Annotated in this window: 12 protein-coding genes; 10 read left to right on the top strand and 2 right to left on the bottom strand. The window is 74.0% G+C overall.

All coding sequences use genetic code 11. The features are described from left to right. Positions 1-106: 106 nt before the first annotated feature. From ACIHCM_RS09370 to ACIHCM_RS09360, 3 genes are all read left to right on the top strand, one after another. The gene (locus tag ACIHCM_RS09370) at positions 107-2,308 is read left to right on the top strand and encodes an ATP-binding protein (RefSeq protein WP_399891621.1); all 2,202 of its coding nucleotides are present in this window, start codon (positions 107-109) and stop codon (positions 2,306-2,308) included. Continuing rightward, positions 2,305-3,015 (top strand): response regulator, encoded by a 711-nt coding sequence (locus ACIHCM_RS09365; protein WP_399891618.1) that lies wholly within the window; start codon positions 2,305-2,307, stop codon positions 3,013-3,015. The genes ACIHCM_RS09370 and ACIHCM_RS09365 overlap by 4 nt, the downstream gene beginning before the upstream one ends. Positions 3,016-3,113: 98 nt before the next feature. Beyond that, positions 3,114-3,677, top strand: a complete 564-nt coding sequence (locus ACIHCM_RS09360) for a hemerythrin domain-containing protein (RefSeq protein ID WP_399891616.1) — start codon at positions 3,114-3,116, stop codon at positions 3,675-3,677. Positions 3,678-3,739: 62 nt separating this feature from the next. Here ACIHCM_RS09360 and ACIHCM_RS09355 read toward each other — a convergent pair whose 3' ends face one another. Next, entirely contained in the window at positions 3,740-4,267 is a 528-nt protein-coding gene (locus ACIHCM_RS09355; RefSeq protein ID WP_399891613.1) for a hypothetical protein, read from the bottom strand. Between the two features lie 285 nt (positions 4,268-4,552). Between ACIHCM_RS09355 and ACIHCM_RS09350 the strand changes: the two genes are divergently transcribed. Next, complete coding sequence (locus tag ACIHCM_RS09350; protein ID WP_399891610.1) at positions 4,553-6,079, top strand: hypothetical protein; 1,527 nt, start codon at positions 4,553-4,555, stop codon at positions 6,077-6,079. Between the two features lie 45 nt (positions 6,080-6,124). Here ACIHCM_RS09350 and ACIHCM_RS09345 read toward each other — a convergent pair whose 3' ends face one another. Further along, on the bottom strand, positions 6,125-6,580 hold the full coding sequence (locus ACIHCM_RS09345; RefSeq protein ID WP_399891607.1) for a flavodoxin family protein: 456 nt from the start codon (positions 6,578-6,580) through the stop codon (positions 6,125-6,127). A 206-nt stretch (positions 6,581-6,786) separates the two neighbouring features. On the opposite strand from ACIHCM_RS09345, the gene ACIHCM_RS09340 reads away from it, so the two are divergent. The 6 genes from ACIHCM_RS09340 (at position 6,787) to ACIHCM_RS09315 (ending at position 13,147) form a co-directional block, all read left to right on the top strand. Further along, complete coding sequence (locus ACIHCM_RS09340; RefSeq protein WP_399891604.1) at positions 6,787-7,470, top strand: class I SAM-dependent methyltransferase; 684 nt, start codon at positions 6,787-6,789, stop codon at positions 7,468-7,470. A 110-nt stretch (positions 7,471-7,580) separates the two neighbouring features. Then, positions 7,581-8,471, top strand: a complete 891-nt coding sequence (locus ACIHCM_RS09335; protein ID WP_399891601.1) for an arginase family protein — start codon at positions 7,581-7,583, stop codon at positions 8,469-8,471. A 62-nt stretch (positions 8,472-8,533) separates the two neighbouring features. Next, positions 8,534-9,097 carry a TetR/AcrR family transcriptional regulator gene (locus ACIHCM_RS09330; protein WP_399891598.1) on the top strand — a complete coding sequence of 188 codons (564 nt, stop codon included), beginning with the start codon at positions 8,534-8,536 and terminating at the stop codon, positions 9,095-9,097. Between the two features lie 135 nt (positions 9,098-9,232). Beyond that, entirely contained in the window at positions 9,233-10,273 is a 1,041-nt protein-coding gene (locus tag ACIHCM_RS09325; RefSeq protein WP_399891595.1) for a medium chain dehydrogenase/reductase family protein, read from the top strand. A gap of 362 nt (positions 10,274-10,635) precedes the next feature. After that, positions 10,636-12,000 (top strand): FAD-dependent oxidoreductase, encoded by a 1,365-nt coding sequence (locus ACIHCM_RS09320; protein WP_399891592.1) that lies wholly within the window; start codon positions 10,636-10,638, stop codon positions 11,998-12,000. A gap of 127 nt (positions 12,001-12,127) precedes the next feature. Further along, positions 12,128-13,147, top strand: a complete 1,020-nt coding sequence (locus ACIHCM_RS09315; protein ID WP_399891589.1) for an NAD-dependent epimerase/dehydratase family protein — start codon at positions 12,128-12,130, stop codon at positions 13,145-13,147. Positions 13,148-13,177: the final 30 nt, after the last annotated feature.

Here is a 13,177-nt window from a genome sequence, read left to right as displayed (position 1 = left end):
CGGCCGCCGGTCCGGCAGTGACCGATCCCTTTCCTCCGGCGCAGGTGGGGGCCATGATGGGGCGACCCCGCCCCTGAAGCCTCCCCGCCGAAAGATCGAGTACGCCGTGGTCGCCACCTTCCGTCGTCAGACCCTCGCCGGCGAGATGCTGGTCCTCCAGCTCGCCATCGTGGTGGTGGTGCTGGTGGCGGTTGCCGGGGTCTCGCTCGCGCAGTCGGAGGCGACCTTCGACCGGGTGGAGGGCCGCCGGGTGGGCGCGCTGGCCGAACAGCTCGCGGCGAACCCGCTGGTGCGCGGCCAGCTGGTGGGGCCGCTGCCCCGGGAGGCGCTGGCGCCACTGGTGAACGCCACGCAGTCGCAGTCCGGGGTGACCTCCGTGACCGTCGCGGACGGGCGGGGACGGATCGTGAGTTCCACGGACCCGACGGCGATCGGCCGGACGCTGCCGCTCGGCGACGGTGCCGGCGAGGGGCGCGGCTGGTCGGGCGAGCTGACGCTGGGCGGCGGGCGCGAACGGGTGGCGCAGGTGCCGGTGCTGGGAGCGGCGCGCGAGAACCTCGGGCGGCACCTGGGCACGGTGATGATCGGCGAGGCCTCCCCCACCATCTGGCAGCGGCTCAGTGGCGCGTCCTCGTATCTCCTCGCCTATCTGGGCATCGCCAGCGCACTGGGGCTGGCCAGCTCGCTGCTGCTGGCCCGGCGGGTGAAGCGGCAGACGCTCGGCCTGGAGCCACGGGAGATCGCCGGGCTCGCCGAGCACCGGGAGGCGATGCTGTACGGGATCGCGGAGGGCGTGGTCGCCCTGGATCCGCAGCAACGGCTCACCCTGGTCAACGAGATGGGGCGGCGGCTGCTCGACCTGCCCGGGGACTGCGTGGGGCGGAGCCTGGCCGAGCTCGGAGTCGAGGGGCGGCTGCGGGACGTGCTGGCCGGGGAACGGGACGGCACGGCCGACAAACGCGATCAGGTCGTCATCCGGCACGGCCGGGTCCTGGTCATGAACCGGATGGCGGTACGCAAGGAGGGACGGCCGCTCGGATCGGTCACCACGCTGCGGGACCGTACCGAACTGGCCCGGCTGGAACGGGAGCTCGGCTCCTTCCGCAGCTCCTCCGAGCTGCTGCGCGCCCAGGCGCACGAGTTCGCCAACCAGTTGCACACCATCTCCGGGCTGATCCAGATCGGCGAGCAGGAGGAGGTGGTGCGCTACATCCGCGCGCTCCACCGGCGCCGGCAGTCCCTGGACATCACCCTGAGCCGCCGCGTCCGCGACACCACGGTGGCTGCCCTGCTCATGGCCAAGTGCTCCCAGGCCGCCGAACGCAAGGTCCACCTGCGCATCTCGGACCACACGGCCCTCGGCCGCCTGACCCCCGAGGACGCGGCGGACGTGGCGACGGTCGTGGGCAACCTGGTGGACAACGCGGTGGACGCGGCGGCGGTGGGCGCGGGGACCGTGGCGGGCCCGGAAGCCGATGGCCGTCCCGGCCACCGGGAGGGTGGCCGGAGCGACGGCAGGGAAGGTCGCCGTCCAGGCAGCAGGGAAGGTCGCCGGACCGGCGGCCGGGAGGACGGCCGGAGCGGCGGCAGCGACGGGGGCGGTCCGCGCGACGGGAGCGGGGCGGGCGGCCCGCGCGGCGGGAGCGAGGCGGGCGGCCCGCGCGGCGGGAGCGAGGCGGGCGGCCCGCGCGACGGGAGCGAGGCGGGCGGCCCGCGCGACGGGAGCGACGCGGGCCGGCACGGCGCCGGTACGAACGACGCCTCAACCGGCAGCCCCGACACAGGCCACGGCGGCCGCAACGACCGGGACCCGCGCGGCGGGAGCGAGGCGGGCCGGCACGGCGGGGGCAGGAGCCACGCCCCAAACGGCAGCCAGGGCCCGGGCCGCAGCGGCGGCAACGACCGTGACCCGCGCGGCGGGAGCGACGCGGGCCGGCACGGCGGCGGCAGGGACGCGGACCGGAGCGGGGGCGAGGACGAGGCGTCGCTCCGTGGACTGGCCGGTGGGAGGCATGCCGCCTGGGTGGAGGTCGAGTTGCGGCAGGACGCGGCGAGTGTGGAGATCGCCGTCCGGGACTCGGGGCCGGGCGTGGCGCCCGACCTGGCCCGGGAGGTCTTCTCGCACGGCTTCACCACCAAGGCCGCCAGGAACGGCGAGCGCGGCATCGGCCTGGCGCTGACCCGGCTGGTCTGCGAACGTCACGGCGGGGAGATCTCGGTGCGCAACACCCCCGACGGCGCCCTGTTCACCGCGCGCATGACCGTCAGCCACCTCACCGGCGCGGTGGCGGAAGGAGCGGACCGATGACCGGCACAGCACGAACGCCCGGCCCGCCGGGCACGATCGACGTCCTCGTGGTCGACGACGACTTCATGGTGGCCAGGGTGCACCGCGCCTTCGTCGAACGGGTCAGCCCGTTCCGCGTCGTCGGTGTCGCGGGCACCGGCCGGGAGGCCATCGACGCCGTCGACGGACTGCGCCCGGACCTGGTCCTGCTCGACCTGTATCTGCCGGACATCTTCGGTCTCGACGTCATCCCCCACCTGCGCACCGCCGGGCACGACTGCGACGTCATGGTGATCAGCGCCGCCCGCGAGGCGGGCACCGTGCGCGACGCCGTACGCCACGGCGTGGTCGACTACCTCCTCAAACCGTTCGAGTTCGAGGACCTGGGGAGCCGCCTGGAACGGTACGCCGCCCAGCGCGGCCGGTTGCTGGCCACCGTCGTGCGCGATCAGGCGGACGTGGACCGGGTCCTGGCGGGGGCGGCTCCGGCGCCCGCCGCCGGAGGGCTGCCCAAGGGCATGAGTGTGGAGACCGCCGAACTGGTCGAGCGCGCCCTGCGTTCCGCCGACGGCACCCTCTCCGCCACCGAGTGCGCCGCCCTGACCGGCGTCTCCCGCGTCAGCGCGCGCCGCTACCTGGAGCACTTCCACGCCACCGGCAACGCCGACGTGTCCCTGCGGTACGGCGTGGCCGGGCGGCCCGAGCGGCGGTACGGCTGGCGCGTGTGAGGCGCGGCGCCACCGTGTCAGTGCCTTGGGGCAGGGCACTCGTACGCGGGTGGCGGATCTCATCCGGAGCCGCCGTGCTGACGCAGGAGGCAGAGACCATGGGACATGGCGGAAACGTCATCGACGAGTTGGTGACCGATCACCGTGAGGTCGAGGAGCTCTTCGGCCGCATCGAGGCGCTCGCGCCAGGAGAGAAGGACCGCAAGCTGTACGCCGACCAGGTCACGATGGAGCTGGTCCGGCACTCGGTGGCCGAGGAGGCCTACCTCTACCCGGCGGTACGCGAGCACGTGCCGAACGGCGACGCGATGGCCGACGAGGAGATCGAGGACCACGCCAAGGCCGAGCAGATCATGAAGGACCTGGAGGGATGCGACGCGGGCGACCCCGAGTTCGACCGCCTGATCAGCATGCTGATGACCGAGATCCGCGCGCACCTGGCGGACGAGGAGGAGAACCTCTTCCCGGCGCTGCGCGCCGCGTGCCCCCCGCAGGCGCTGGACGAGCTCGGGGACAAGGTCCGCCAGGCGAAGAAGATGGCGCCGACCCGTCCGCACCCCTCGGCCCCGGACACGCCGCCGCTGAACAAGCTGCTGGCCCCGGGGGCGGGGCTGGTGGACCGGGTGCGGGACGCGCTGTCGGGGCGCGGGAAGAAGGCGTGAGCTGACGCGGCCCGGCGAGGACGCCGAGGCTCCCCGGCCGTCGAACCCCTTCGGCCGCGACCTCAGGCGATCAGCGCCCGCCCCGGCCCCAGCCGGTGCAGCAGCGGTTCCTGGTGCAGCTCGGCGACCGGTGCCAGGAGGTCGGGGTGGCGCAGCAGTGCCGCCGCCCGCCGGTCGTCCGCGCCGGGCGTGAGCAGGCGGCGGAACTCCGCCGGCCCGCCGGTCGTCCGACCGCCCTCGGCGAGCGCGGCGACCGCGAGGCCGGCCAGCTCGGGGTCGATGAGCAGGCACGCGGCCCAGCTCGCCACGACCTCGTCCACCCAGGTGCGCCAGGCGCCGCCGTCGGGGTCCTCGCTCCCGCCGGCGTCGGCCCCGGTGATCCAGTCGAGCCGCTGGGAGCCTCCGGGCCCCGCCATCCCCACCAGTGCGGCGTCCATCCGGGTCGGATACCGCAGCCGCGTCGCGACCGTCACGGCCTGCCGCGCCTGCGCCTCGCACAGGGCGGCGGCCAGGGCGCCGCCGGACGCCGGGTAGGCGCGCGTGAGCCACTGGGCGGTCGCCGCGATGAGCGGGGAGAGGTCTGCGAGCACTGCTGGGCCGTCCGAATTCCGGGCGCGAAGGACACGTTCGCGTCGTGTGCGAGGAAGGGGTCGGGGAAAGGGTCCGGGCGGCAACGGTAGCCCGGGATCCCCCGAGGACGACATGGCCCTGCCCTCCTCGCCGGCGTGGCCTCGGCCACACGCGGACGCCGGGCGTCACACGGTCGCAGCACCCCGGTGGCGAGGCGCCGGGGACGCCCCTAGTAATGGTCAGGGACATCGCGTGTCGCGCTTCGGCAGCGCAGGAGCGGCCGCACGACTCCCTTGGAGCCCAGGATGACCACGCGTTCATCACCACAGCAGTCGAACCCCGCCCACATACTCTTCGGCGACCCCGCGGCCGCCGGCGAGCCGCCCTCCGCCGTCGCCCCCGTCGCCGAGACGGCGGCGTACAGCGCGCCTGTGGCGGAGCCGCCGGTCCGTCCGGCCCCGGTCATCGAACCGCCGGCCTACAGTCCCCCGGCCGTCGAGGCACCGATCCACAGCGCCCCCGTCGCGGCGGCACCGCCCCGCCCCGCCCCGGTCATCGAACCGCCGGCCTACAGTCCCCCGGTCGCCGAGGCACCGATCCACAGCGCCCCCGTCGCGACGGCACCGCACCACCCCGCCCCGGTCGTGGAGCCCCCGCCGCACAGCGCCCCGCCCGGCGAACCGCCGTCGGCTCCCGCCCCTGCCGCCGACACGGGGTACGTCGTCGGCACGGTGCTCGGACCCGACACGACCGCGCTCCTCGAGGCCGCGGGCCCGCTGGACGAACCGGCTCCCGAACCCTCGACGGCACCTGACACCGCGCTGCGGGATCCCGCGCCCGCCCCACCGGCTCTGGACCCGGTCGGTGACCTCGTCCACGCCGCTGTCAGTGACCGGCCGCTGGCGGAGATCGTGCGGCTGGTCACGCTGATGGAGCAGTCGCCGGAGTACGCGCAGACGGTCGTCGCCGTGCTGGGGGCGGTCGCGGTGGACCGTCCCGTCGAGGACGTGGCACGTCTGATCGCCGAGCTGACCCACCCGCCACGCGGCGCGGACAGCGCGGACGAGACCATCCGTGTGGCGGTCGAGCGGCGGTCCCTCGACGACGTGTCCCGGCTGATGGCCCTGCTGCACCACACCTCGCTGCCACCGCACTGCGGGCAGGAGGCGGTCCGCGCGGCGGCCACGGGGCGGCCCGTGGAGGAACTCGCGGAGCTGATCGGACGGCTCGGCCAGGAGCGGCGGCGCGAGGCGCTGGCCGCGGCCGCGGCGCTGCGGCCGTCCGTGGCACTCCCGCAGACGGCGTTCGCGGACACGGCTCAGGCGCAGGACCACCCTCGGGAAGCCGCGCCGCGGCGCCCCGGGCGGCAGCTGCGGCTCCGGCGTCCCCGTCGTCCGGCTCGGCCCAGGCGGCCGGTGTTCTGGCCGAGTTGGCTCGCCGCCGCGGCACTCGTGGTGTGCGGTGCGGCGTACTTCCCGCTGCGCCGGGACGACGCGCCGCTCAGCGTGTACGCGCTCGCGCTCGGTATGTCCGGGGTGTGCCTCGTCCTCGCCGTCGTGCTGGCGCTGCGGGCCAGTGTTCCGGCACTGATGGCGGGGATGCTGATGCCGGCCGGGCTGGCCGGGGCCGGGCTGCTGGAGAACCGCGTCCATTCGGCGGGCCTGTCACGGGCGCTGGACCTCACGGTGGCCCCGCCCTGGAGCGCCGGTCTCACGGCGGTGAGTGCGTCGATGGCCTCGCTGGCGGCGCTGCTCCTGCTGCTGATGGTCCAGTTGGCCGAGCGGTATCCGGCACCTCCTCCGGCGGCCGGGGCCGGCCGGACGGCGGAGTGATCGCGGCGTCGGCCGGGGCTCGGCCGTTGCGGGTGGCCCCGGCCGCTACGGTGCCATGAGCCCGGCGGCGACCGTCGCCCCCAGTTCCCACGCGCGCTCGATGTCGGCCCGGTCCGGCTCGCCGGTCACGGTGACCGCCTCGGCCGTGCGCCGCCAGCCCAGCCCCGTCGTGACCGACTCGATGCCGCGCACCGCGCCCGTGACGTCGCTGCCGCCGTGCACGTAGTAGCCGAAGGGCCGGCCTCGCGTCTCGTCCAGGCACGGGTAGTAGACCTGGTCGAAGAAGTGCTTGAGGGCGCCCGACATGTAGCCGAGGTTCGCCGGGGTGCCGAGCAGATAACCGTCGGCTGCCAGCACGTCGGAGGCGGTCGCGGACAGCGCCGCGCGGCGCTCGACCCGGACGTTGTCGATCTCCGGCGTCGTCGCACCGGAGATCACCGCTTCCAGCAGGGCCTGGCAGTTGGGCGAGGGCGTGTGATGCACGATCAGCAAGGTGGTCACGCCCGCACCCTGCCGTGCCGCCCCGGGCGACCGCAACCGCCACCACCCGGCCCCTCCCCCGCAGCCCCTCCCCTGGAGCGCCGAGCCCGGATCCCGGAGCCCCGAGCCCCGGCGTCGGCCGGCTGTTCGCCCGGCGACGCGCCCGGAGGCACGGGCGTCCCGCCGTGCCGTTCGCGCCGTTGTGACCCCGGCTCGTGAGTGGAACGATGCCCGGCACCACCCGGGAGAGGGGAAGCATCGTGACCGACGGGGATCACCGGCCGCACGCCGCCACCGTGTTCGACGCGATCGGGGAGGCGTACGAGAAGGCGTTCGCGGGTTCGCGGGCACACCGGGCGTCGCTGGAGTGGTTGCTCGGGCAACTGAAGCCCGGCAGCCGGGTGCTGGACGTCGGCAGCGGGACCGGACGGCCCACGGCACAGATGCTTGCCGACGCGGGCCACGACGTCCTCGGTGTCGATGTGTCGCCCGTGATGGTGGACCTCGCGGCCCGGCAGGTGCCGGGCGCCGCCTTCCGGTGCGCCGACATCCGCGAAATGTCCCTGCCGGACCGCTCGTTCGACGCGGTGTGCGTGTACTTCTCCCTGCTCCAGCTGTCCCGCGCGGAGCAGTCCGTCCTCATCGGGCGGCTGGCGCGGGCGGTGCGGCCCGGCGGTCGTCTGGTGCTCGCCACCGTGCCGCTGGACGTGGAGGACGTCGAGGCAGTCTTCATGGGGCAGCCGGTGCGGGTGACGAGTTTCGGAGCCGGGGAGTTCGCCGCGATGGCGGGCGCCGCGGGACTGACGGTGCTCCGGCAGGAGCGTACGGTCTTCACCCCCGCGCATCCGGAGGCGATCCCCGAACCGCACCTGTTCCTGTACTGCCGGCGCGACGAGGCCCCGGTCCCCTGACAGGGCGCCGGGGCCGGTTCTGGGCGACGATGGCCGGAAGGTGAGGGACCGCGACGAGGGGCCGCGGGCCACGTCTCCCACGGAGCGCCCACCGGCGAAGGGACTGTGACGTGCAGGAACTGGCGATCATCGAGGCACCGTCCGTCCTGGGGCTGCGGCCGTCCGGCGTCGAGGACCTCCCGGCGGCACTGCTGTCCGCCGGGCTGCTGGACGTCCCGGGCGCGGTGCGGGCCGGCCTGGTCGAACCGCCCCCCTACGACGCGACGCGGGACCCCGACACCGGCGTGCTCAACTGCACCGGCATCGCGCAGTACTCGGTCCGGCTCGCCGACGCGCTCGGCGCGGTGCTCGACTCCGGCCGCTTTCCTGTCGTGCTCGGCGGCGACTGCAGCATCCTGCTCGGCAACCTGCTGGCCCTGAAGCGGCGTGGCCGCCACGGCCTGCTGTTCCTCGACGGGCACACCGACTTCTACCAGCCCGAGGCGGAGCCCGCGGGCGAGGCCGCCTCGATGGATCTGGCCCTGGTCACGGGCCGTGGCCCCCGGCTGCTCACCGACATCGGGGGCCGCGGTCCCCTGGTGCGTGACCAGGACGTGGTCGTCCTCGGTTACCGGGACGCCGTGGAGTCCGCGGAGTTCGGCATGCAGCCCCTGCCACCCGGGCTGTACGCGCTGGACCTCGACGGAGTACGCGCCGTCGGCGCCGCGACGGCCGCGCGCCGGGCGGTCGAGCGGCTGGCCGGCGTGCCCGGAGGCTACTGGGTCCACCTGGACGTCGACGTGCTGGACGACGCGGTCATGCCCGCCGTCGACTACCGCCAGCCCGGTGGGCTGACGTGGCTGGAGCTGGAGGACGTGCTGAGCACGGCCCTCGGTGACGAGCGGGCCGTCGGCCTGGACGTCACGATCTTCAACCCCCGCCTGGACCCCGACGGGAGCATCGCGGCCGATCTGAGCGAGTGCCTGCGTCACGGGCTGACGGCCCGCGCGCAGGCGGGCTGACCGCACACGGCGAAGGTTCCGCCCCCTTGACCGCAGCAAAGTGTGAGTGATTAAGTACTCACATGAAGACAGGACAGCGTCGGCTCTCCACCGCCGAGGAACGCAGGGAGACCGTCCTGCGCACCGCCATCGGGGCGTTCGCGGCGCGCGGCTACTTCGGCACCACCACGACCGAGGTGGCCAAGGCGGCCGGGATCTCGCAGGCCTACGTCTACCGGCTGTTCCCGAACAAGGAGGCGCTGTTCACCGCCGTGGTGGAGCAGTGCTTCGTCCAGGTGCGCGCCGCCTTCGAACGTGGCGCCGCCGAGGCGAAGGGCAGCACACCGGAGGCGGTACTGAAGTCGATGGGCGACGCCTACGCCCGCCTGATCAGCGACAACGACCTGCTGCTGGTGCAGTTGCACGCCCAGGCGGCGGCCATCTCGGAGCCGGCCGTCAGGGACGCCGTCAGGGCGGGGTACGCCCGGATGGTCGAGTACGTGCGCGGCGCCTCCGGCGGCGGCGCCGAGCAGATCCAGCAGTTCTTCGCGACCGGCATGCTCTGCCACCTGATCGTCTCCATCGACGCCACCGCCGTCGACGCGCCCTGGACGCGCACGCTCGCGGCGGGCATCGCGCACTACTGACCGACCGAAACCGACCCGGGCGGCTGCCGGTCCCCCACCGCGGAGCGACAGTCGCCCTCCCCTGCACCTCATGAGTGAGTGGTTAACCACACATCTTCGCTCACCCCGTGACCCCGTGAAGAAGGAGCCGCAGTCATGAAAGCCACCGAAGTCGTCCTCCCCGCCGTCGGAGAGCCCGAGAGCCTCGAACTGAGGGTCCGCGAGCTGCCCGAGCCCGGCCCGGGCCAGGCCCTGGTACGGGTCGAGGCCAGCGGCGTGACCTTCGCCGAGCAGCAGATGCGGCGCGGCAAGTACTACGACATGCCGAAGTTCCCGTTCGTACCCGGCTACGACCTCGTCGGCGTCGTCGAGGAACTCGGCTCCGGGCAGTCCGTCCACGTGGCCGTGGGGCAGCGCGTCGCCGCCCTCACCAAGACCGGCGGCTGGGCCGACCACGTCCTCGTCGACGCGGCGGATCTGGTGGCGGTCCCCGAGGGGATCACGGCGGCGGAGGCCGAGACGCTGGTCACCAACGGCGCGACGGCCTGGCGGATGCTGTTCCGCACGGCGAAGGCCCGCAGCGGTGACACCGTCCTCGTGCACGGCGCCAACGGCGGCGTCGGCAGTGTGCTGGTCCAGCTGGCCCGCAACAGCGGCATCCACGTCATCGGCACCGCCTCGGCCCGCAACCAGGACGCGGTCGCCGCCATGGGCGCCACCCCGGTGGACTACCGCGGCGATATCGCCGCCCGCGTCCGCGAGCTGGCCCCGGGCGGGGTCGCGGCGGTCTTCGACCACGTGGGCGGCAAGGGCATCGACGACTCCTGGCGGATGCTCGCCCCCGGCGGCACCCTCGTCTCGTACGGCAGCGCCTCGACCCGCGACCAGGCGGGCAGCGGCACGGTCGCGGTCCTGAAGCTGGTCGCGAAGCTCGCGGTCCGGAACGCCCTGCCCAACGGTCGCCACGCATACTTCTTCAATCTGTGGGCGGGGAAGGCGCGGCACCCCGAGCGCTACCGGGCCGAGCTGCGGGAGGACCTGACGAAGATCTTCGAGCTGCTGCGGTCCGGCGCGATCAAGACCAGGATCGACCGGGTCTACCCGCTCCGGGAGGCCGCCGCCGCGCTGCGGCACGCCGAGTCCGGCACCGTCGTCGGCAAGGTCGTGATCGCCCCCGGCGCGGGTCCCGCGGAGTGAGGCCCGGAGCGCGTTCCAGCGGCGGGCGGCCCGCTTGGGAAACGCGGAGGCGTCGCGGAGCAGGGTAACGGCGGGGACGGCCGGGACACCCCGGCCCGGCCCCGTCCGGATCCCGCGCCCCCCCGCAGCCGGACCGGCGGCGACGGAGAGGCGGTGCGTGGCCGGCGGGCCGGTGCGCGCTCGGCCCGGGGCAGCGGGAACGAAGCCCCGGCGGGCGGCGGGCCCCGGGGTCCCCGCGTGGCTTATGGCTCCCATAAGGTGGCCTTATGAGCTCATAGAATGGACCCGCGTACCAGGTTAGGCATGCCTTAGCTTAGGCTTCCCGTCGAGTCGCATCATCATCGCTCGAAGGGAACCTGATCATGACGCGCCCGCTGCGGGTAGCCATCGTCGGAGCCGGCCCGGCCGGGATCTACGCCGCCGACGCCCTGCTCAAGTCCGGCGTGGCCGCCGAACCCGGCGTGTCCATCGACCTCTTCGAGCGGATGCCGGCGCCGTTCGGTCTGATCCGTTACGGCGTCGCCCCCGACCACCCCCGCATCAAGGGCATCATCACGGCCCTCCACCAGGTCCTGGACAAGCCGCAGATACGGCTCTTCGGCAATGTCGACTACCCGGCCGACATCAGCCTGGACGACCTGCGCTCGTTCTACGACGCCGTGATCTTCTCCACCGGTGCCACGGCCGACCGCGCGCTGCCGATCCCGGGTATCGAGCTCGACGGCTCGTACGGCGCCGCCGACTTCGTGTCCTGGTACGACGGCCACCCGGACGTGCCCCGCACGTGGCCGCTGGAGGCGGAGAAGGTGGCCGTCCTCGGCGTCGGCAACGTGGCGCTCGACGTGGCGCGCATCCTCGCCAAGACCGCGGAGGAGCTGCTGCCGACGGAGATCCCGCCGAACGTCCACGAGGGCCTGCGGGCCAACCGGGCCAAGGAGATCCACGTCTTCGGCCGACGCGGCCCGGCGCAGGCCAAGTTCAGCCCCATGGAGCTGCGCGAACTGGACCACTCGCCCAACATCGAGGTCATCGTCGACCCCGAGGACATCGACTACGACGAGGGCTCGATCGAGACCCGGCGCGGCAACAAGCAGGCCGACATGGTCGCCAAGACCCTGGAGAACTGGGCGATCCGCGACGTCGGCGACCGGCCGCACAAGCTGTTCCTGCACTTCTTCGAGTCCCCCAGCGAGATCCTGGGCGAGGACGGCAAGGTCGTCGGCCTGCGCACCGAGCGCACCGAGCTGGACGGCACCGGCAACGTCAAGGGCACCGGCAACTTCACCGACTGGGACGTCACGGCGATCTACCGGGCCGTCGGCTACCTCTCCGACAAGCTGCCCAAGCTGCCCTGGGACCTCGATTCCGGCACGGTCCCCGACGAGGGCGGCCGCGTCATCGAGGAGGGCGGCACGCACCTTCAGTCGGTGTACGTCACCGGCTGGATCCGCCGGGGCCCGGTCGGGCTCATCGGCCACACGAAGGGCGACGCCAACGAGACGGTGTCCAACCTGCTGGACGACTTCGCCCACAGCCGGCTGCACACCCCGTCGGCGCCGGCCCCCGAGGCCGTCGACGCCTTCCTGGCCGAGCGGAACGTCCGTTTCACCACGTGGGAGGGCTGGTACCGGCTGGACGCCGCCGAGAAGGCGCTGGGCGAGCCGCAGGGCCGCAACCGCGTGAAGATCGTCGAGCGCGAGGACATGCTGCGGGAGAGCGGCGCGTAGGCGTCGGGCGAACCCGGCGGCGGGGGGCCCGGCGATCTGTCCGCCGGGCCCCCCGCCGTCTTACGGACCTGTGACATGACGGGCGCGGTGCGGCTCCTGGCCCGGTGTGCCGACCTAGCGTGTGGCCATGCGCGTACTGATCACCGGCGGTGCCGGATTCATCGGGTCCCATGTCGTCGAGGCACTGACGGCGGCCGGGCACGAACCCGTCGTGTACGACGTACGCAAAGATCCCCGGTCGGACGTACGGGACCTCGACGCGGTACGCCGGGCCCTGCCCGGCATCGACGCCGTCTGCCATCAGGCGGCGATGGTCGGGCTGGGCACGGGTTTCGCCGACGCGCCCGAGTACGTCTCCCGCAACGACCTCGGTACGGCGGTGCTGCTCACCGCCATGGGCGAGGCGGGCGTGCGCCGGCTGGTGCTGGCGGGGTCGATGGTGGTGTACGGCGAGGGGCGCTACCGCTGCCCCCGGCACGGCACGGTGCGGCCCGGCCCGCGAGCGGTCGCCGACCTGGCGGCGGGCCGCTTCGAACCCCCGTGCCCCGACTGCGGTGCCGCACTGGAGCCCGGCCTGGTCGGGGAGGACGCGCCGCTCGATCCGCGCAACGTGTACGCGACGACGAAGCTCGCACAGGAGCATCTCGCGGCGGCGTGGGCGCGGGCCACGGGAGGTTCGGCGGTGTCCTTGCGGTACCACAACGTGTACGGGCCCCGGATGCCCCGCGACACGCCCTACGCCGGGGTGGCCTCCTTCTTCCGCTCCGCGCTCGCCCGGGGCGAGGCGCCGCGCGTGTTCGAGGACGGTCGGCAGCGGCGGGACTTCGTCCACGTACACGATGTGGCGGCGGCCAACGTGGCCGCGCTGGAGGCGGGTTCGGAGCCGGGTGCGCTCACGGCGTACAACACCGGCAGCGGTGAGCCGCACACGGTCGGCGAGATGGCGCGGGCTCTGGCAGCCGCGTACGGCGGGCCTGAGCCGGTGGTGACCGGCGAGTTCCGGCTGGGGGACGTTCGCCACATCACCGCCGACTCCGCGCGGCTCCGCTCCGAACTGGGCTGGAAGCCCGGGGTCGGATTCGCGGACGGGATGCGGGAGTTCGCGTGCGCCGAACTCGGCGCGGAGCAGGGTCCCACGCTCCCCTGACGTCCGTGTTTCGTAAGCAGCGGAAGCCCG

The organism is Streptomyces sp. NPDC052023, from assembly GCF_044548465.1.
Lineage (GTDB): Bacteria > Actinomycetota > Actinomycetes > Streptomycetales > Streptomycetaceae > Streptomyces.
The sequence above is the reverse complement of the archived record's forward strand: the minus strand, read 5'-3'. Positions and strand labels throughout refer to the sequence as shown.

Coding starts and splice junctions, on each gene's coding strand:
- ACIHCM_RS09320 (WP_399891592.1), top strand. CDS start 10,636: ATGACGCGCCCGCTGCGGGTAGCCATCGTCGGAGCCGGCCCGGCCGGG.
- ACIHCM_RS09350 (WP_399891610.1), top strand. CDS start 4,553: ATGACCACGCGTTCATCACCACAGCAGTCGAACCCCGCCCACATACTC.
- ACIHCM_RS09315 (WP_399891589.1), top strand. CDS start 12,128: ATGCGCGTACTGATCACCGGCGGTGCCGGATTCATCGGGTCCCATGTC.
- ACIHCM_RS09360 (WP_399891616.1), top strand. CDS start 3,114: ATGGGACATGGCGGAAACGTCATCGACGAGTTGGTGACCGATCACCGT.
- ACIHCM_RS09325 (WP_399891595.1), top strand. CDS start 9,233: ATGAAAGCCACCGAAGTCGTCCTCCCCGCCGTCGGAGAGCCCGAGAGC.
- ACIHCM_RS09365 (WP_399891618.1), top strand. CDS start 2,305: ATGACCGGCACAGCACGAACGCCCGGCCCGCCGGGCACGATCGACGTC.
- ACIHCM_RS09340 (WP_399891604.1), top strand. CDS start 6,787: ATGCCCGGCACCACCCGGGAGAGGGGAAGCATCGTGACCGACGGGGAT.
- ACIHCM_RS09330 (WP_399891598.1), top strand. CDS start 8,534: ATGAAGACAGGACAGCGTCGGCTCTCCACCGCCGAGGAACGCAGGGAG.